Source organism: Gracilibacillus sp. HCP3S3_G5_2 (assembly GCF_052063305.1).
GTDB lineage: Bacteria > Bacillota > Bacilli > Bacillales > Amphibacillaceae > Gracilibacillus.
On record NZ_JBQHXU010000006.1, the window covers coordinates 249,249 to 269,842 of the forward strand.

General features: G+C 36.0%; 19 protein-coding genes. 7 read left to right on the forward strand and 12 right to left on the reverse strand.

Annotated features, from left to right (window positions below; genetic code table 11):
• Positions 1-168: 168 nt before the first annotated feature.
• Entirely contained in the window at positions 169-621 is a 453-nt protein-coding gene (locus ACTNEP_RS11265) for a DUF3887 domain-containing protein (protein ID WP_441162097.1), read from the reverse strand.
• Positions 622-641: 20 nt separating this feature from the next.
• Positions 642-2,000 carry an alpha/beta fold hydrolase gene (locus tag ACTNEP_RS11270; RefSeq protein ID WP_441162098.1) on the reverse strand — a complete coding sequence of 453 codons (1,359 nt, stop codon included), beginning with the start codon at positions 1,998-2,000 and terminating at the stop codon, positions 642-644.
• 694 nt (positions 2,001-2,694) lie between these two features.
• Here ACTNEP_RS11270 and ACTNEP_RS11275 point away from each other — a divergent pair.
• Positions 2,695-4,176 carry an alpha-N-arabinofuranosidase gene (locus tag ACTNEP_RS11275; RefSeq protein ID WP_441162099.1) on the forward strand — a complete coding sequence of 494 codons (1,482 nt, stop codon included), beginning with the start codon at positions 2,695-2,697 and terminating at the stop codon, positions 4,174-4,176.
• Positions 4,177-4,586: 410 nt separating this feature from the next.
• Here the strand turns inward: ACTNEP_RS11275 and ACTNEP_RS11280 are convergent, their stop codons facing one another.
• Positions 4,587-6,350 carry a DUF262 domain-containing protein gene (locus ACTNEP_RS11280; RefSeq protein ID WP_441162101.1) on the reverse strand — a complete coding sequence of 588 codons (1,764 nt, stop codon included), beginning with the start codon at positions 6,348-6,350 and terminating at the stop codon, positions 4,587-4,589.
• A complete protein-coding gene (locus tag ACTNEP_RS11285) occupies positions 6,340-7,674 on the reverse strand; it encodes a DUF262 domain-containing protein (RefSeq protein ID WP_441162102.1) in 1,335 nt (444 codons plus the stop codon). Before ACTNEP_RS11285 ends, ACTNEP_RS11280 begins: the two co-directional genes overlap by 11 nt.
• Before the next feature lie 551 nt (positions 7,675-8,225).
• Between ACTNEP_RS11285 and ACTNEP_RS11290 the strand changes: the two genes are divergently transcribed.
• Positions 8,226-8,396 carry a YfhE family protein gene (locus tag ACTNEP_RS11290; RefSeq protein ID WP_441162104.1) on the forward strand — a complete coding sequence of 57 codons (171 nt, stop codon included), beginning with the start codon at positions 8,226-8,228 and terminating at the stop codon, positions 8,394-8,396.
• 284 nt (positions 8,397-8,680) lie between these two features.
• Here the strand turns inward: ACTNEP_RS11290 and ACTNEP_RS11295 are convergent, their stop codons facing one another.
• Positions 8,681-9,097 (reverse strand): Lrp/AsnC family transcriptional regulator, encoded by a 417-nt coding sequence (locus tag ACTNEP_RS11295; RefSeq protein WP_441162124.1) that lies wholly within the window; start codon positions 9,095-9,097, stop codon positions 8,681-8,683.
• Positions 9,098-9,213: 116 nt separating this feature from the next.
• Here ACTNEP_RS11295 and ACTNEP_RS11300 point away from each other — a divergent pair, with 116 nt between their 5' ends.
• Complete coding sequence (locus ACTNEP_RS11300) at positions 9,214-10,266, forward strand: oxidoreductase (RefSeq protein WP_441162105.1); 1,053 nt, start codon at positions 9,214-9,216, stop codon at positions 10,264-10,266.
• A 354-nt stretch (positions 10,267-10,620) separates the two neighbouring features.
• On the opposite strand, the gene ACTNEP_RS11305 is transcribed toward ACTNEP_RS11300, so the two are convergent.
• Both ACTNEP_RS11305 and ACTNEP_RS11310 read right to left on the reverse strand, forming a co-directional pair.
• Positions 10,621-10,905 carry a hypothetical protein gene (locus ACTNEP_RS11305; protein WP_054788347.1) on the reverse strand — a complete coding sequence of 95 codons (285 nt, stop codon included), beginning with the start codon at positions 10,903-10,905 and terminating at the stop codon, positions 10,621-10,623.
• Positions 10,906-11,759: 854 nt separating this feature from the next.
• A complete protein-coding gene (locus tag ACTNEP_RS11310) occupies positions 11,760-12,503 on the reverse strand; it encodes an SDR family oxidoreductase (RefSeq protein WP_441162106.1) in 744 nt (247 codons plus the stop codon).
• A 575-nt stretch (positions 12,504-13,078) separates the two neighbouring features.
• Here ACTNEP_RS11310 and ACTNEP_RS11315 point away from each other — a divergent pair.
• From ACTNEP_RS11315 to ACTNEP_RS11325, 3 genes are all read left to right on the forward strand, one after another.
• Positions 13,079-13,693: a TetR/AcrR family transcriptional regulator gene (locus ACTNEP_RS11315; protein WP_441162107.1), complete on the forward strand. Its 615-nt coding sequence runs from the start codon at positions 13,079-13,081 to the stop codon at positions 13,691-13,693.
• Positions 13,694-14,299: 606 nt separating this feature from the next.
• On the forward strand, positions 14,300-14,746 hold the full coding sequence (locus ACTNEP_RS11320) for a GNAT family N-acetyltransferase (protein WP_441162108.1): 447 nt from the start codon (positions 14,300-14,302) through the stop codon (positions 14,744-14,746).
• Positions 14,747-14,956: 210 nt separating this feature from the next.
• Entirely contained in the window at positions 14,957-15,466 is a 510-nt protein-coding gene (locus tag ACTNEP_RS11325) for a DinB family protein (RefSeq protein WP_441162109.1), read from the forward strand.
• A 172-nt stretch (positions 15,467-15,638) separates the two neighbouring features.
• Here ACTNEP_RS11325 and ACTNEP_RS11330 read toward each other — a convergent pair whose 3' ends face one another.
• Positions 15,639-15,968 carry a hypothetical protein gene (locus tag ACTNEP_RS11330; RefSeq protein WP_441162110.1) on the reverse strand — a complete coding sequence of 110 codons (330 nt, stop codon included), beginning with the start codon at positions 15,966-15,968 and terminating at the stop codon, positions 15,639-15,641.
• A gap of 394 nt (positions 15,969-16,362) precedes the next feature.
• Positions 16,363-16,677 (reverse strand): DUF3892 domain-containing protein, encoded by a 315-nt coding sequence (locus ACTNEP_RS11335; RefSeq protein WP_441162112.1) that lies wholly within the window; start codon positions 16,675-16,677, stop codon positions 16,363-16,365.
• Between the two features lie 192 nt (positions 16,678-16,869).
• Between ACTNEP_RS11335 and ACTNEP_RS11340 the strand changes: the two genes are divergently transcribed.
• Complete coding sequence (locus ACTNEP_RS11340; protein ID WP_441162113.1) at positions 16,870-18,018, forward strand: DEAD/DEAH box helicase; 1,149 nt, start codon at positions 16,870-16,872, stop codon at positions 18,016-18,018.
• Between the two features lie 250 nt (positions 18,019-18,268).
• Here the strand turns inward: ACTNEP_RS11340 and ACTNEP_RS11345 are convergent, their stop codons facing one another.
• From ACTNEP_RS11345 to ACTNEP_RS11355, 3 genes are all read right to left on the reverse strand, one after another.
• Positions 18,269-18,691 carry a VOC family protein gene (locus ACTNEP_RS11345; protein ID WP_441162115.1) on the reverse strand — a complete coding sequence of 141 codons (423 nt, stop codon included), beginning with the start codon at positions 18,689-18,691 and terminating at the stop codon, positions 18,269-18,271.
• A 75-nt stretch (positions 18,692-18,766) separates the two neighbouring features.
• Positions 18,767-19,747, reverse strand: a complete 981-nt coding sequence (locus ACTNEP_RS11350) for a sigma-70 family RNA polymerase sigma factor (protein ID WP_441162116.1) — start codon at positions 19,745-19,747, stop codon at positions 18,767-18,769.
• A 168-nt stretch (positions 19,748-19,915) separates the two neighbouring features.
• Positions 19,916-20,359 (reverse strand): Pr6Pr family membrane protein, encoded by a 444-nt coding sequence (locus ACTNEP_RS11355; protein ID WP_441162117.1) that lies wholly within the window; start codon positions 20,357-20,359, stop codon positions 19,916-19,918.
• Positions 20,360-20,594 lie beyond the last annotated feature (235 nt).

Genomic DNA, 20,594 nt, shown 5'->3' on the forward strand with positions numbered 1-20,594 from the left:
ACAATATCGACCAGAAACTTTCCTATTCTTCATTTTACTTTTGCGAATAACCCTTTCAAGTCTGAATTCATTTCTGTTTCTTAGTAACAATTGTATGTTTTACCCTATGTTTTCGACTTAAATTCTCGTTCTTCTTTTACCATTTCCTAGCTTGCCTTTTCCTACTAATTATTGAATATAAAAGCCTGAAATTTGTTGATTTTCATTCAAAGTAACTTGAAATGTGACATCATCATTATTAAAAATACCTGTCGTTAATACAACCTGGTATCCGTCCACTTCTTCTATTGTGTTGAACTCTTGATCTATAAAGTCACCTAGCTGGCTATTAAGGTCATTCCAAATCGCCTCTAAATCATCAGCTGTCAACTGCTCAGCCATCGTTTCGTCAAAATTTTCTGTTGCTTCATCAAACTTCCCTTCATTTAATTGATCAATAAAAGTCTCTGCTATGCCAACTATCTGATCACTTTCGTTACTTTCAGCAGATTGTCCCTCTTCTTTCTGCTCCACTTGATTTTGATCTAATGGCTCTTCTTCTGACTCATCTGATTGATTACATCCTGCGAGTAATATCAATCCTGCTATCATTACACCAACAATCGATTGAAATTTTTTCATTTGCCATTCCTCCATTATATTTATTTGTTCTCCTTTTTTTGTGTGAACATCCATTCTCCTATATCGTTAATTACCTTCTTGTCAACTTGCTTTGGTGTTTCGTACTCTTTAATTGTTCCTTTACCTGGTCCTTGGTAATCAACAAAAAAGTGATTAAGATCTGGATAACTACTTATAGTAGCATTCTCGCTATCCTCTAATAGCTCTTGCCAAGCAACAAAATCCTTCTCATAAGATACTTGAAAATCGTCCTCTCCTTGCAATATGAATAGCGGTTTATCCAGCTTTGAAACAATTGATGCAACATTATATTGATCCATTTCCTTTAAATAATAGGCATTCATGCCAAATACAGTCATTTTTTCAGCTTCATCTTCTGATATTTCTCGTAACTGCTGGGCTTTTTTGTATTCCTCTTCAACCAGTTCTTTTTGTTCCATTTTATCAGATTCATTCATCGGTGTATTCTCTAATACGGCTTTATTTTGGTCATAGACAATTTCCCATAAGGGGCGTGGTGAACCAGCAAGTATAATAATACCCGCATAATCTCCACCTTGTACATCAATTCGAGGAGCTAACATCCCGCCAAGGCTATGCCCAACTATATAGACATTATTTTCATCAATGCGATTATCACTTTTCAATAATTCTGTAGCCCGAATGGCATCTTCTACCGTTTCTTCATAAACCGTAAGTTTGTCAGTATCTTGGACTGCTTTCTCCCCATAAGTATAGGTTCTTTTATCATAACGAATCACCGCAATCCCCTGTTCCGCTAAACCCCAGGCAATATCACGAAAAGGCTTATACCCGTAAACTGATTCGTCCCGATCACTTGGTCCAGACCCTTGCACAAGGACGACTGCTGGTAAATTCTCTTGACCTTTCTTAGGAAGAGCGAGTGTTCCACCAAGCTCATAAGTGGTTCCTTCTCCAACGGTTATTTCTTCTTCCATAATTGAATCTGGCAGACTAGCATTTGTCGTGCTTCCAGGCAGACTAAAACCAACTAATAACTGGTTGTTAAAGATCATCCTAACATCTAGTGTCAGATTCGTATATTCTACTTTTCCTTCAATAACCTCTAAATTATTACCACGTTTCTCTACATTTAAGGAATGAACATCAACAAATTCCCCACCTTCTGCTGAATGTTGTTCCCATTCCATTCCAAGCTCATCTAGCGCTAATGAAGCTTGTAATTCTTCTCCAAACCACTGTTCATGAACCGTTTGATAATCTCCAGCACGCAATAAATCTATTACTTCAAGAGCCGCCTCTTCAGAAGTAAAATCTTGAACATCATTGGAGCAACTAGTAAAGAAAATGATTAGTAGTAACAAGCTCCAGCTTTTTAGACTTTTCGTAACGTTCATGTGATCTACCTCCATTTGCTGCAATAATCCTATTTATATAATAAGTGTATCCATTGTTTGGTTTTCCAATATTCGATCTCCTGCTGTCTCCATTTGGTCAGTTGCCATCTAATACGTTTTCATCATTGGATACGTTTCAAATAAATAAAAAAATAACCTCCAATATCAATGTGACGATTTTTACCAGTATCACTAGTCATTCCCTAAAAATAAAGTATGATGTTCAAAGAACCAGGAGACAAATTTTTTCCTACACAATTGTAAAATTTGTTAAATATCGCTTGACAATATGAATTATTTTTTATAACCTAACTTCTAACATACGTACAAATTGATATAAATAGCTTGGATCAATAAATTCGTACGTATGAATTCAAGGAAATTTATATCAATACACAAATATCTAATACTTTTTTGTAAGCGTTTTTATATTAAATAGTATCAATATATACTTCTTAGAAAGGTGGTGCTAGACCATAGGGACGTCCAAACGGATAAAGTACTAGATTTGATTGAAAGGAGTGATAAAAAGCAGATTATCAAAAGTTAGAGTGTACACTCACTATATTTACTTTTAATGACGAGCAATTAAATCTTTGATTCTAGTTGACAGATAAATTGCTAGGCTGACCATGCATTTTATATTTCTGGCAAAAGTATTTCATGTTACTTAAAAATTATTTGAGGTGAAAAAATGACTAATAAAGCTATTCTTAATGCTGATATAACAAAAGGTGTCATTAACAAGAATATTTATGGCCATTTTGCGGAACATTTGGGCCGCTGTATCTATGAAGGGATTTGGGTAGGAGAAGACTCAACTATTCCGAACACAAATGGTATTCGGAATGATGTTGTAGAGGCACTGAAAAATATAAATATTCCTGTGCTTCGTTGGCCAGGTGGTTGTTTTGCTGATGAATACCATTGGAAAGACGGAATTGGCCCTCGTGAAAATCGAAAGAGAATGGTCAATACACATTGGGGAGGTGTAATTGAAAATAATCATTTCGGTACCCATGAATTTATGATGTTATGTGATATGTTAGAAACTGAACCATATATTTGTGGAAATGTTGGTAGTGGTACTGTTCAGGAAATGTCTGAGTGGGTGGAATACATGACATTTGATGGCGAATCACCGATGGCGAATTTACGTAAACAAAATGGTCGTGAAACTCCTTGGCCTTTAAAGTACTTTGGTGTAGGGAACGAAAATTGGGGTTGTGGGGGTAATATGCGACCACAGTATTATGCTGACCTTTATCGTCGTTTTCAAACATATGTTAGAAACTATGGCGAAAACAAAATCTATCGGATTGCTGGTGGTCCAAATGTTAATGATTATAACTGGACGGAGGTATTAATGCGGGAAGCTGCTAATATGATGGATGGTCTTAGCTTGCATTATTACACAGTACCAGGTGAATTCTGGCATAATAAAGGATCGGCAACGAATTTCTCGGAATCAGAATGGGATATTACGATGAAAAAGGCTTATCACATTAAAGAATTGATTGAAAACCATAGTACGATTATGGATAAATATGATCCTGAAAAAAGAGTTGGCTTAATCATTGATGAATGGGGTACTTGGTTTGACGTTGAAGAAGGGACCAACCCTGGTTTTCTTTATCAACAAAACACTATTCGTGATGCATTAGTTGCGGGTATTTCATTAAACATCTTTAATGATCACAATGATCGAGTCCAAATGGCAAATATTGCACAGACCGTTAATGTGTTACAAGCAATGATTTTAACAGACAAGGATAAAATGATCTTAACACCTACTTATCATGTCTTTGAAATGTACAAAGTACATCAAGATGCAGAACGAGTAGATATAGATGTGCAAGCACCGCTAAAGAAATTTGGTGATAAAGAAATTCCACAAATCACTGCGTCTGCTTCAAAAGATAAAGATGGTACTATTAATGTGACATTATGTAATGTGGATAGAGACGATGAAGCTGAATTAACTCTAGATTTAAGAGGTTCGAATCTATCTGACATTACGGGTAGAGTGCTGACTGCCAATGAATTAGATGCACATAATACATTCGACAATCCAGATAATGTGAAGCCAGTAAATTATACAGATTTCCAAGTGGATGGTACACAATTAACTCTTACATTACCTGCAAGATCTGTTGTTGCCGTTTCTCTAAAATAAATCGAGATAGGAGATGGTGACTAACCTCCGTTCCTTTCACATCATCAAACATACGGGGAGAATTACGGCAACATGGCATGCACTAGCATTATTCGCACTTGGTTGTGATGATATTCTCTCTATGATGGATCTATGGTTGAATGGTCATCCCATGAAACCCTGCCAATAGAGATTGGTGAATAAGCTATAATCTTGGTTTGGACCCGGGGGAAGCTCCGGGTTTTATAATGTTCATGATCGGTTAAATGATATTAGGAAAAGTAATCGTTCTACACAATTATTGAATTATTTATCTAAGGGATATTTAATCAACTAAAATGGTAAGGATTGTATATGATAACTTGAAATAGACCACATTCGCAATTGAAAAATGACAAAAAAAATCTAAATAAGGATGTCTATATTGACATTTACCCATTAAGGATTTGATACATCTCATTTTGATGAATGCATGATATCTTCTCATTCCAAACCCCATCGTTAATCAACATCATCTCTTTCATGATTATCAATTTTAAACTTTGATTCACAATGCTTGGATACGAGTTTACCTTACCTGCAGGAGGCAAATTAGAAAACTTAGAGTTCCCCGAAACTGTCACTAAAGCTAAATTTCCAAAGCCATTCAAATCACCTGAAGCCCATGTTTCTCCTTCCACAGGACTCTGTGGATTGAAATGTTCAATAGAGCTTCTAAATTGAAATTGCCAATCATCTTGTAATGGCCAGACGATCTTTTTTCCATGATAGGAGTATCCATCTCTGTAGAGTAAATAATCTAGGTAGGAAAATACAATTCGTTCAATTTTAAAGCCACTAGCACTTTCAAATTTAGATTCATGAACTTTTCTTTTACAATAATTTTCGAGAGTTTGCAAAATATCGCTTGATTCATCTTCTAATAATGTTTCCAACAACAAAGAAATCCAGTGCATTGTCTTAGGTGAAGTATATGTAATACGAAGACAAGATTGAAGGGTTCTTATTTGCTTATTTTTTACGACATTGTTAAAGGTTGATAAGTAGTTCGGTTTAGCACCTTTTGAATCTGTATATTTCTTTAAACGCTGCAAGGACCAACCACCTATTTCCTTATAATTTCTAGCATATTCACGTTTCAGAATATATTTATCAAATAAGACACGACATTTCAATAAGTGGTAAAGGAATTTTTTTGCCTGTTCCTCATTGGACCAAGTCCAAGATAGGTTGTCTAGAAAATATTTATCATCCAAACTAGAATCTTCATCATCCTTTTTTCGCAAAACAGTATTGACTTGTAAAATGAAATTTGGAAATGAAATAGGGGATTCAAATCTCTCATTTTCTAATTGATTTTGTTCAGTTGTTACATCTTCAAATGCACGCTTTTTTAAAATATCAAATAGAGCTTTAGGCTTCATTTTTTCTTCATTCTTGTTCGCTAGCACCTTTTTAATGTCATTAAAGTTATTCACTGAATTACTTAAACTAGACCAGTCCTCCGTAAACAACTGGTTTCTGAAAATACTCTTTATATTCATTTGCACATAAGAATTCATATTTGAACATACTTCCCAAATCATTGCTGCTGTTTGTTTATCTTGAGAGGTGGTTAACACGCTTAGTATTTTAGCCTTCGCAATTTCATGCAATTCCAATTGCTCACCACGAGTATTCATTATTTCAAAGTAATGATTTAAATCGATATTCGCGGGAACTTGTACACAAATTAATCTAACTTGATCCAATTTCTTTTTGAATACTGTTTTGTCGATGTCTTCCTTATTAAAATAGTTTTCAATAGTTTGATAACCGTTCACAATCTCTGATGATAACAATTCTTCCTTCATTTCATTAAATGTTCTATCACTAATATATGATAGTGTCCGGTTTGATTTCTCTCTTGCCTCAAATCGCAATGCATCGTTTGAAAATACTATCCCTAAATATCTTTCCAGCAAATATAATGTTGTTAATCGTTGTTGACCATCAATGACTTCATAAACATTGCTATCTTTTTGATTAACGATTAAATTGCCTACAAAATAATCATTTTCAGAGCTAATAATATCCTCCATTAATTGTTCTATTTGGACTTCTCCCCATGCATAGTTTCTTTGATAAATCGGTACTTCATAATAAACATTATTAAAAATTTTCGATACTGATATTACTTTTAAACTATTTTCCATCGATTACCCACCCGTTCCATTCATACAATTTGTTGTGAATCGCCTGATATTTTTCATGGTTATTCTTATAAGCCTCAGGTTTACTCAAAGTAATTAATTTTAATTCTTCAGGCTCATTCATCTCACTAATTTCCGTAAACATATCAACCTCCATGTTTATTCTTTCGTGCTGACCTTGAGCATATTTGTTGATAGTCTGAGGATAAACAGCGCTCATCACTAATCTTAATGAATAGCTCCAACTATATAAATGCCGCATTACAAACTCTGTTAAGCTCTCTAATCCAAATCGATCCGCGAAAAATAATAAAGCACACTCATAAAGCTGTTTGACGTATTTATCACCGGATCGTTGACTTGGAACTTCATTTTCTTGATGAAATATATCTATCCTTTTTTTAATCTGTTCTAATAGGCTTCTATAATGAAGTGTAAAATTAAAAAATCTTCTTCCTGCAATCAATGGTTGAGTCAATTGAAATTGATTCAAATAATTAGAAGCTAATAATTCGTTGTTCCCTTTATAATTAAACTGTTCCACAAAAAGATTACTTGCTTTATGATATAATGCATAGTTATGTATGTTAGTAGACTTGATACCTTTGAAAGTATCAATTTTATTAACAGAATACTCTATACCATCTTTCCCTTTATACCACTGGGATAATGGATATAAATAATTTTCAAATAAATCTTCTAAATCCTCTTGATTATTATTTTCCCATTGATTAATAATGTGTATTTTGTAGCTTTCTTCATCATTATTCATTTCTCTTAAATGATAAGATTTTAATAAATCATGCGGTGCTAATGCTTTTCCACGCGAATTTTGAGAATCGAAAAATTGGAATGCCTCTTGTTCATTGTCAGTAACGATTTGAACCATTGTACATTTATTCATCAAGTAATCTGTGTAATTACGTCGTTCATTTTCACGAAGTTCTGTCACGCTCTTATTGAGTATCTCAAAATTTCCAACAATTGCATTATTAGATAATGGGCTATACTCCTCTTGCAAAAGGCTATATTTCTCTTTTGCAAGAACATGACCCTCTGCTTCTAAGCAATAAAGAAGAATAGATAAGGTTGTTAATCGTTGTTGACCATCAACAATATAATAATTGTCTTCAGCTTTGTGAAGAACTATAGATCCTAAACGATATTCATCAACTCCATTCTTATAAGCACTATAGGTATCTAGTAATAACGTGTTAGTTGATTTGATACCCCAACTATAAGGTCTTTGATATCCTGGAATCTTCAAATTCAATTTAAGTAGATTCTGAACTTTAACAATCGCAAGTTCTTTTTCAATGAGTGGCATTTTAAACCTCCAAACAGTAGCTATTTTAAATTTGATCAAATATCTTATTAATTCATATATCATAACGGCTCTGTCAATATATGTCTATTAGAATCTTGCCCATTGTTAATACTGTTCAAATACAAGTTTTAATATATTCGTTTCTATACAATCACCTTACCATAGATAAAAAGCTTATCATATACTGATTAATATGCTTTTTTGCAACCACCCTCGGCATATTGAAAGACTTCCAACAATAAAGTTGAAAGCCTTTCGTTGTATAAGTACTGTACTTATTAATTTATGTAATAAAAGGTGTAACAATCTGATAGCTATGATTGACTCTAAAATTAATATTATAAAAATATATGGTGGATCCAGGTACATAGCATCCATTATAATCTGATAACGTATGCTATAACATCACAACAACGAAAATCCCAATGGTCGTTCTCCTTAGCGACTTTAATACTTTATTAAAGTCTCCCGCTCCCACAAAACTTCTGTTTAGCTATTACTATAAAGGGAATTATAAATATAACCCAATTCCAATAGAAAGGATGAGCACTATGTCTAAAAAAATACAGTATCAACCTATAGGGGGAAATGGGAATCAACCATCAGATGCTCAGGAAGTTAATTATGCAAAGGAATTTAAACGTGCGGATATTGCTGGTGGATATCGAAAGCCTAAAGTAATTGAAGCTAAAAAGGAAAACCCTAAATTAAAGGATAGATAATCTTAAAGCAGCTTTCTCAGCTGCTTTTTCTTTAATTTTTGTAGAAAAGAGGGTTCGGGGCCATAACTCTTAAAGGTGATTAGGCTATTTAATGCAATATATCTCTATTTCGTGTTAAATACTAAATGTGGAGTTAAGAAATGGAGGATGATGGAGATGTGATACATAAATAATATCCACAATTCCCCCAAAAGTGAAATATTTGCTATCACTAAAGATAATACAAATCTGATAAAGCTATTAATGATTTCAATCATCAGTTTATTTCGTGTGAACTATCATTTTTAACCATCACCAACATTATAATTCCCTAGAACAGATAGTATATTGGAAAAGGCATATTGTGTTGTATCTTTAGAGATTTGCTCCAACTCCTCCATCTTTGTACATACAACTTCAGCCATATAATTATACTCTCCGCTAATTCTCCATAAATCGATAATATTACTGTTCTTTTTACAATAATTCGTTAGCTTTTCACAGCTCTTTGTTTGAAATAAAACAAAACCATGAATTCCTTTATTGAGTTCTTTATGATTTATCTCTACTGTATAACGATTTATCACATAATCTTCTAATCTTTCTATCCTCGTTTTCACAGCAGGAGATGACATGTTTATTTGTTTGCCGATTTCCGTATAAGTAAGCCTTGAATTTCTTTTTAATAAATCTAAAATTTGATGATCGATATCATCTAACATTGCTTTCACCCACTCTCCCCTTACTTTAAAATTTAAAGTTTTTCATAGTATATAGCTTAATAATTCCATTGTAAACAAATCAGGATAGATTTAACATTCTATAGGAGGTGATAAATATGACATGTTCCATTTTCTCTGATTACAAAATCGGTAACTTAACCTTAGATAATAGAATTGTGATGGCTCCCATGACAAGAGGGTTTGCTGATAATGAAACAGGTGAAGTCAATCACTTGATTGCCGACTATTATGGAAAAAGAGCGAGATATGGTGCCGGCTTAATCATCACAGAAGGAATTACCATCAATGAATTAGCCAAAGGAACCTATGGAATTCCGGGAATATTCACACATCGTCAAACCCTAAGTTGGAAGAAAGTCACAAGGGAAGTTCATCAATATAATACGAAAATTTTTGCCCAGCTTTGGCATGTAGGCAGAGTAAGTCATCAGGAAATTTTAAAAGGTCATACTCCTGTCGCTCCATCTGCCATAAGTGCTAGCGGCCACGTGCATAGATTAAGGAAACCGTTCCAAGCACCTAAACCTTTAAGTCAGACGGAAATATATCAAATTATTGATGACTATAGACAGGCAGCAAGAAATGCAATGGAGGCTGGATTTGACGGTGTTGAAATACATGCCGCACATGGTTATCTCATTGATCAATTTATCAGTGAGAAATCCAATCTTCGTCAAGACATGTTTGGAGGGTCCATACAAAATAGACTGCGATTTTTAGATTTAATTATTAAAGAAGTAAAGAAAGTTGTGCCTAAAAATAGAATTAGCATCAGAGTTTCAGAAAAGAAAGATGACGATAGAGATTATGTATGGGAGCAACCTGAAGAAATGGTACACGCTATCACAGAGATCCTTTCCAAACATCGAATAAAAATTATCCATCCCTCTGTAGAAAACTACGGTGTTGCACTTAAAAATGATCAAAGATCGCTTCATGAGTTATTTAGGAAATACTGGAGGGAAACGCTTATAGCTGTTGGTAATATTGCTCCTAATGAAGGGGCAGTTATCATTGAAGAAAATCAAGCGGACCTAGTTGCATTTGGACAATTATTTATAGTCAATCCTGATTTGGTTATTCGTCTGAAAGCGAATCAAGAGATTTTCCCTTATCACACAAATGAGCAGCTAAAATATTTAAATTAATTTATACGTGAGTTTAATGGTCAAAATATTGAAGCAGGCTCTATCCAATTCATTTTAATAGGGCCTGCCCACCCCTAATGAAGAATGGAAGCCATACATGATGTGGTCAAGTTAAGGAAAGGAAGATACATTGGTGCTTCTGAAGTGGATCAGAAGGATGTAGCAGAGAAAACGGAAGGATGCGTTTTGTTTCGATGCAGAATCACTTTAATCTCATCTATTGGTTATGGATTCCAATAATAAAAGGAGCGTCAGTAATACTTGACGTTCCTCTTGTTGCATTAAAACCCCCGTTTGTTATACATAGAGCTACACAATTATTGCATATTATATAAATGAAATGAAAATAAGTAATTATTTCTTACCTTTTAGCTCTAAAAGTATAGGTGCTATATTTAATAAGATAGAAACAATTGTCAAAAACCATAATGCTCTTTCCATACCAGGTACTACATCCGATAAAGCTGCCCAATCTTCCACTTTTACCCACCGAGATACAAGACTGTATTCTGCACAAAGTGTTAATGCTGTAAATGATAACCCCATCGCCATAGCAAGCTTATAGTCCTTTCCTGCTTTATACATGTAAAGGTTTATAAAAGTTGCTACTATAGCAATAACACCTAATATTACCCACATAACTATACCTCCCTATATATGTCCGAAAATGAAAAGACAATCTTGATTGCCTTGTTAAACTTTAGCACCCGATAGTTTAACACACAGCATTGTATAATAACTTCCAAAATTCCGCAGGATCGTTTGTCAGTACATTTATTTTTTGTTATAAGATCCTAATTGTTTAAGTGGAGTATAATTATTAGAATACAATGCGTATAAGTCTAGATAGATCTTTCCGTATCAAAGTTATATTCACTTATCCAACGTTTATCTCCTTTTACATTTTCTACCTGTTTTGATGACCCATAAAAAGGATTCTTCTACATCCTCATAGCAACACTCACCAAAATAATTCACTTACCCCCTCCTCTTTTCCCCAGTATATCAAATTAGCTGCTCCAAAATCTGAAAAGTTGAAAACAATATAGTGATTGAGCTTTATATATTCTAGTAACTCTTCTGAGTTTTCACGGATCTGAAAATATTCATCAACTGACATGGAATCAGTACGGTATGGATTTATTTCACCTTTTCCCAAAAATAACCAATTCTATTTTACCACGCTTTGTATAATATTACTTATTATATAATGTATAGCTTCCTAAAAATTCCAGAAGGTGAATCAACATAACAAAAAAAAGACTACCTCTTTTTCATAAGGAAGTAGTCCGTATTTTAGAATGTGTGACTATTTGTCGGAATGGTGAAAATCACCTTACCAATTTCTTCAGATGTATAGCTCAGATAGCCTTACATCACGCCGCCTAATTTGTGGCGGATGTAACATTTTACAAAGAGGTAGCAAACAGTGAGGAGAACATAGTTATTGGAATCAAAAGTTTCATACTTCTTATACAAATTGAGTCCTTTTTTTAAAGTCTAGCTCCTCCGGTGGCATCAATAAATTGCCCCGTGATCCATCGTGCTTCCTCAGATGCTAAAAACGCAACTACATCAGCAACATCTTCAGTGGTACCAACTCTTGAGAAAGCAGACATTGAAGCTGCATCAGCATGAGCTTCTGGATTGGCGAGCCAATCCTTGTTCATATCAGTAGCCGTAACCCCCGGCCTTACTGCATTTACAGTAATACCTTTTGATGCAAAAAGTGGAGCTAAGGACAAAGTAAGTGTTTCAACTGCTCCCTTAGAAGCCGAGTAAATGGTTTGCATTGGACCTGCAACACGAGTAAAGCCAGTAGAAATGTTAATGATTCGTCCATCGTTCCGTATAAAAGGGCTAGCTGCTTGAGTAATAAAGTATGGAGCTTTAAGATTAAGGTTAATTACATCTTCAAACGTTTCAATTGACGTTTCCTCAAAAGGAATGGCGGGTGCGATACCTGCGTTATTGATTAAGATATCCAGGTGCACAGATCCAAATTCCAAGCGAACAGCATCTTCAAATGCGGTCCAAAGCTTTTCTACTTCGGATATACCAGTTGTTAAGTCTGCTTGCAGAGCCACAGCTTTTGAGCCCAAGGCCTTAATCTCATCAACAACTTTTAAAGCAGCATCCTTATTATTTGCGTAATGAACACCTATAAATTCGGCTCCGCCTACAGCTATTTTTTTGGCTATTTCAGCCCCTATCCCACGACTTGCCCCTGTAACCAAAGCAACCTTACATCTGAATCTTCTTTCAATTGTCGACATATGATCTACTCCTTTTAAGAAAATTTAAATGATTACTATACCAGCATATATTTAAAATTATATAGCTGGCAGTACCTCCCATATTGTAAATAAATCTTCGCTCCATCAATGTTTTCTACATGAAAAGAACCTCCTTTAACTTTTTTTCTGTATGAAAAAGAATCTTTATGTAGATCGCTGGATGCCCGCGATCTGGTAAAGGTTTTATTTCATAACCACCATTACGTTATTTATATTATAATCTATCCTCAACATTGTCAATAACATAACGTTCATTAATTTATATAAAATTATATATTTTGATGTACACTGTCATTTGTTCCATTGTAAGGACTCAGATGCTCTGTACTTACGAGATTGTCCATCAGCGCGTGCGGGTCTAGCCCTAATGTCTGACATGAGATCTTGACGGCCTATTTTGCCGCTCATGTGCTGACCAGGTGTCCTAACCCAATGGATTGGCAACATTCTGTAACGTGTGTTATGATAACGTATAGAAAATTTACATTTACAAAAAAGGGCTAGGTGATTAACTAATGGGACGTAATCGCGAATTTGATGTGGAACAGGCACTGGAAGCAGCACTTTGCGTGTTTTGGCGCAAAGGCTACGAGGCAACGTCGTATACTGACCTGACGCAGGCCACGGGTGTCGAACGCCCTGCCCTTTACTCAGCGTTTGGCAACAAGGAGGCGTTGTTCCGCCGAGTTCTTGAGCGCTATTACGAGCACTACCATGATTTCTTCCCGGCAGCATTGGAGCTGCCGACCTCGCGTGAGGTGGTCGCATCCATCTTTCGCGGGGCGGCCGAATTGCAAACTCGTTACCCCGATAAGAAGGGGTGTCTATATGTCCACGGAGACTTGGCTGGATCGGACGATGCCGAACCTATTCGACGTAGCCTGATTGATGCGCGTGCGGAGGGAGAGGCATCGCTACGTGATCGCTTTGAACGAGCAAAGCAGGAGGGAGACCTGCCGGAGACCGCTAACTGTGCTGTGCTAGCTACATTCGTGATGGCAGTGCTCCACGGTATGGCTGTTCAAGCTAAGGCCGGTGTCAGTCGCAACATGCTAGAGGCTGTTGCTGAGCAAGCACTTTCTACCTGGCCATCTGGCAGTTCCACACTTTCTGGAAGAAAGAGATCGTAAACCTTAGTGCAGAAGAATATAGTTACGCAAAAACGTAAATGATACTGAAGTCTCAGCAATCGTCCACGGTGCCATCTGCGGATTCTTATCAGGCATACGGCTTCGCTAACCAGAAGGACGGACTAAAACAATTCATCGTGCTTATGAACTGGACATGACTCTGTTTAATACCGCCGAGCTCTATCGCTGTGGAGAGAACGAGAAGATCTACGATCGAACCGTGAAAGTTTTTTATGGAAGGAAACCACTCCTTTGTCAGGAGTGGTTTTTGTTTACTGACGTATTTTGCTATCAAACAGTATTTTGTGCTTTGATACATGATAGTGAACCGGATTACAAGTAAATTGTACTAGTTTACCATGTGGTATCGGAATGCCTTAGCGCCTTCTTATGAATATGATATTGTTCGTGGTTATGCTAATTTTGATAAGTTACATAGTTTTGCCTGACCTTTTTAATTGTTACAGTTATATATTGCAAATTCGCTTAGAAATTTTTTTATCTTTAGCCCAAGAGCTTTTAAACGGGTTCCAATGAAAAGTTTTGATATTAAAGGACTGTCTTAATAAGTTAACGAAATATCTACGATAGGAAGGAGGAAAACATATGAACTTTGATTACTTCATTTTTAATTCAATCCCAGATGATGATGTTTTAGATGGAATTATAGAATTACATAAAGTTATTTTTGATACTACTGATGATTTGATTAACAAAATGGAAAATAAACCTAAATTATTGGTTATTACTGCGATGAATGGTATGAAAGTTATTGGATATAAGATTGGATATGAACTTGATAATAATAAATTTTATAGTTGGTTAGGCGGGGTAGATACTAATTACAGAAAACACGGTATCGCTTCTGAGTTAATGGAAAAACAACATCAATATTTAAAGGAAAATGGATATAGTGTTGTTCAAACAAAAACAATGAATAAATGGCGTAATATGTTAGTTTTGAATATTAAAAATGGATTTGATGTCATTGATACTTATACTGACGAAAAAGGATTACATAAAATCATTCTTGAAAAGAATTTACTCAACTAACGGGCAGGTTAGTGAATAAAAAGTGATTTAATCCATTATTATCTGTATTATGTTAACTGCATAAATCAGTTGTACAGAGATAATAAAGTTGTTTAATTTGCAATTATTTTTGCGGTAATGAAATTAATATCAAAAATAAAGGAAATATCTTCTTGACAGTCGAATATTAACTTAGAACCATAATTAACTATTCCGATGAGGAGGATTCTTGTGCGACCACGACCATTATTTATTGAAAATCCAGAGCATGATAGGTATGTTAGTCTTGTGCCAGATGGAGATATTGAAGAAATACTTAGTAAGCAACGAACTAAGACCATTACCCTTTTAAGCAGCGTATCAGAGGAGTCAGCAAGGAAGGCGTACGCACCAGGGAAATGGACTTTAAAAGAAGTGATTGGGCATATGACCGACTCGGAACGTGTGATGTCGTATCGAATGCTTGCCATTGCACGAAATGAAAGTGCACCACTCCCAGCAATGGATCAAGATCAATACGTTTCTGCGGCAAACTTTAACAAATTATGCTGGGAGCAGTTACTAGCTGGTTTAGACACGGTACGTTCCAACACGTTAAGCCTTATTTCAACCATTGATGATGCAGCGTGGGTTCGTAATGGAACTGTAATGAACAGCACAGTTTCAGTAGGTACCATTGCATATGGCATTGCCGGGCACGAGTTACACCATATGAAAGTGATTAGTGATAAATACTTATAAGTCTTTTTCTATAATGGAAAAATCTAATTTCTCATAGACTTAATGAATATAATAAACTGCATGTTGGAGGGCTGGGAAGGTGTCTAAATTAGAAGCTATTGTGGAAGTGCATCAATTGAACAGGTAGGGCTTAGTATTTTATTTATATTTTTCAAATAGTATATGCCAGAATTTATAAATTCAATACCTTTCCACCAACTTTGACTCCAATTACTTCTAGTCCTTCAACTATTAATTCCACTATTATCTCTGAAGGCTGTTTCATTGAATAACCCTGTTCCATTACAAACATCTCGTTTTGGTGTTTCCGTATATTTTCAGTAATGTTCAAGGAATCAGTTATTTCCTTTTTATTTACAATCTCATGAAAACTTGGAGTGTTTTGTTCCAGCATAATAGATGAATCTTCCTTTACCTCCACACTTAATATTCCTGCCTTCGTTTCATGAAGATAAACTCCAGGCTTGATTAAACCCTTTTCTATTTTTCTTTGGATTCCCATTATATACTATCCAAAGACAGTAGTAAAACTAACTAATACAAAAAGACTGTCACCAAATATTGGATCAGATAAAGGTGCCAGATCCTCTACGTAGGCAATTGTCCATACGGGGACCTGGCACCTTAGCCTATACCATCCAGAGAGCCTAGGCAGCCGTTAGTGGTTGAATACAGGTCAGTTCACAAATGATTATAAGTTATGCTATACGAAAGATGAGCAATGCATATACTAAATAACCCGTAGCAGTCACTACGGGTTATGGATAAGTGGTTCCCCCAGAGGAATCGGCTATCAATTAGTGATAGACCTCTCCTAGTTACTTGTTGGGCAAATAGGGAGGTCTATTTTCGTTTGATCAGTGATACAATCAAAGCGAGCAATGCAATTAAGACCCTTAAAAAGTATCTAATTGATCTAGATTATTTGCTTTAATACCATCAGGTTCACTACGGATAATGTCTCGACCATACTTATGAAAAACATCGACGTGCTCCAATTTTCCTGCTTTTGCTTCATCAATTGCGGTGACGTAGTCTAACTCTCTGCCGCTATTCGTTTTAAATGCAATAATATCGCCCTCATCATTTTTTCGAACAGCAACAATTTGTTCTTTTCCATCCTCTCCAGATACTGAGACCTCCTGCTGAGCTTGTTCCTCACCCTGTTGTTTATAATCTTGGTATATTTTCTCAAATTCTTGATTGTCCATATTCTACACCTCCTGAACATACATGTAGTTTGTAACGAAGGCGAAATTTTTATGTGTGATCGCTCCCCAGCTTATGGAGGCACATAATCCATTTAATTTATCACAATATAATGGTACAAGTTGACGTATATAGTAATCCGCATTACTCTGGATAAAGACGTACGAATTGAAGCAATAAAAGGAGCATTAATAATGAATAAAACGCAATCATTAAATGAAGTATTATCTGACCTGAAACCGTTTCTTCAAACCGCTTGGGATAAATCAGAATTTGAAAAGCTAACAGCCATTCAACTGCATACGGCCCGTTTTATAATCGAAGGAAAAGATATCATTGCTGAGTCACCAACAGGTAGCGGTAAAACGCTTGCTTATCTTTTACCACTTATGCAACAAATCGATCCAACTCAAAAAAAAACGCAAGTTGTCATCTTAGCATCATCCCATGAACTAGTGATGCAAATAAATCAAGAAGTTCAGGAGTGGTCAAGAGAAAGTGGAATTGGAAGTACTACACTGATTGGTGGAGCAAACGTAAAACGACAAATTGAAAAGTTGAAAAAGAAACCGCAAATCGTAATTGGAACACCAGGAAGAATGAACGAACTAATTAACCAGAAAAAATTAAAGATGCATCAAGTAAAAACGATTGTATTGGATGAAGCAGATCAACTGTTAGTACCCGAACATATAGCTACTATCGAAAAAATTGTGAAAAGTACCTTAAGTGACCGGCAAGTGCTTGTTTTTTCGGCAACTCTACCTGAGATAGTACAATCAAAGGCAGCAGAACTAATGAACAGTCCTGAAGTAATTCGAGTAGGTAAAGAAGATGATGAACGACCTAATGTGGAGTATATGTATCTTGTTAGTGAAGCAAGAGATAAGATTGAATCACTGAGAAGGCTCGTACGTAATCATGACATGAAAGCACTTGTTTTCGTCCAAGATATTACAACGCTTTCGGTACTGGCAGAAAAACTAGATTATATGGGCATCCATGCAGGAGTTTTACATAGTGACTCCAAAAAGCAAGAGCGCGCTAAAGCAATTACAGAATTCCGCGAAGGAAAATCTGAATTACTATTAGCTTCAGATGTTGCTGCAAGAGGTTTAGATATCCCTGATATAACCCATGTTATTCATATGGACTTGCCTAAAGAGACAACACAATTTGTTCATCGTTCCGGAAGAACTGGACGGTTGGGATCTAACTCAGGAACCGTTATAGCGATTGTCACCGAGAGCGAGGAGCGACAACTGCAGAAGTTTAGTCGCCAGTTAAATTTAACTGTTTCAAAGAAAATCCTTTTTAAAAGAGAATTAGTTGATTCAGAATAAAGTGAGACTATGATCAGGGTGTTAGCGTCTGTTTACTCCCACTTCCTAGTGTTACTTGAAATTAGAAGTGAAGGTCTTAGACGTTAACACCGTGATAATTCACTTTACCTATTTTCCTTTTTCACCACATTTTTGTGATACTATTTAATGGTTTATAAGTTGCAACTTTTTCCTTCACAGGATATATCAATGGGTAGTGACATATAAAAAAAGAGTTGCGCAATCAGTCACGCAACTCTTAAACCGTCATTTACTCCTCTAGCTCTGTATAAATTTGAAAGGTCACACCAAACTTGTCCGTTACATCGCCAAATCCAGGGCTGAAAGGTTCTTCTTTAAACGGCATATTGACTTGACCGTCTTGCCTCAAAGCTTCATAGATTCGTTTTGATTTTTCTACTTCGTTTGTTGTAATACAAATAGTTACCCGTTTCCCGTTTTCAATAGTCGAATTGCCTGGGGCATCAGATAACATGAGTTCCGTTTCACCAACTTTTAATTTGGCATGTGCCACAAGACTTTTTAGCTCGTCCGTGAACGTATTAGGCATGTCTGGCATTTCTCCATAAGTAAAAATGGAGATAATTTCTGCACCAAGGGTTTCTTCATAAAACTGAATGGCTTCCTTTGCGCGGCCCTCCAAAGTAATATAGGGGGTAAGTTTTACCGTCATAGATTGTTCCTCCTCGAGTTTGGATTGAATGGAAATTGATCACTCATAAGTTTAGACGTTCCTGCCACTGTAAAATCATCGGTTTGTCGCAAAATTCTTATTCGCATCCAAATCTGTCGGTAATCCAAATCGTACAAATAAATCGGAGTCTATGAAATGATGGATATGAGCGATCTTTCCATGGCTTATCTCGAGGATATGTATTGCCCATGGTGTTAACAACCCTTCTCGTCCATTTGGTACATATTGAGCATAAGCGGGACTATTTCCATTAGCACGGATTGGTAGCAACCGAGAACCCAAACAATGGCTCCGTGTTAGGTGATAGAATTCAGACAGATTCGAGTTGCCGCGAACCCACATCGTAAATGGCGGCATGGACAAGCTACCGTTCTCGTTGAATAGCGCTAATAACGCGTTAATATCGTACTTCTCAAACGCTTCTACATAACGAGTAAGCAACTGTTGATCCTTTTCCGAAACTCCAACCTGCCATTCATTGGACTGCAGATTCGATTGGGCGATTGTCTTTCGTGCTCGTTGCAAAGCACTGTTGACGGCTGCCGTGGTCATCCCCAATACATTCGCCGTTTCACTCGCTGACCATCGGAAAACATCATGCAAGATCAGTACGGCCCGTTGCCGGGGTGGCAATATTTGCAGAATCGCAATAAACGATAATCGAATCGTTTCTCTTCTAACTACGATATCGAGCGGATCGCCAATTGTATCAGGTGTTGGCCATATCCAGGAGGCTCGAGGTAATTGTTCCCTAGGCTCAGTTACACTAGTGACCGGTCCTGAGATATCCATTGGAAGCGCCCGTCTCTTTGCATTCCTTAGCTTATCTAAACAAACATTCGTGACGATACGATACACCCAAGCTCTACGCGAAGAATGCTCTCGAACCTGATCCCAATTCTGCCAGACGCGGACCATTGCCTCCTGTACCGCGTCTTCCGCCTCAAAAATCGATCCCATCATCCGATAACAGTATCCGGTTAATTCAGGACGGAGCTCCTCGATCATATCTATTTTTCCATGCTTTTGGCACATTTAACATTCTCCTTTTTTGAACCGTCAAAGAGATTATATTCTTCCTTTAAACAAAGTCATAACACCTTTATCGTGTCTATTCCTTCCTTATACTTTCGAGTTCGAGTCTATTTCATCAATCAGTAAATGAATGAATTACTCTTGACTTGGAGCTCGATTCTAAAAATCTCACATTATCTTTTTAGTATTTTCTATAAACTTAGCTTTTTTAAATCTAAGAATAACTCTATTTAAGGATATTAGCAGAGAACCAAGCATGCAATACACAAAAGTGAAACCTACAATAACTAAAGCTACATTTACATAGCTACCAACTCCATCAGGAATGTGACCACCCGGATTTAGAAAGAAATAAGGATAGAATCCATCATACATTCCTCTTATTAATGATATAGCGCCGTAAAGTATTGGGAAAGCTAACCAAAAGACGATTGATTTGTAACTATACCACTTTTTCTCTTCAAAAATAATCCAGTTTAGTAAAACAAACATTGGAATTACGTAGTGTAATGTGAAATTTGTAATAATTCTAATCCCACTGTATTCTCCACCACTAGCAAGGATAAAGTGATAAATTGATAAAACTACCACCATATATATAAAATGCTGCATTTTTACATAAGTCCAATAAACGGCTTTCTTTTTTCTTTACCAAAAGAGCGAACGCGCTAACTGTAAATATTATAGTAACAATGATATTTGAATGAATTGTAAATTTTGTAATAGATACACCTGGTGTAAATTAGCACATTATCCCAGACATCTAATTTCACTTTAATCCAGTTAGAAATCTGAAATAATGTGCCGACTTTTTCACTTTAATTCAGTTTTGAAAATTAATATGCAA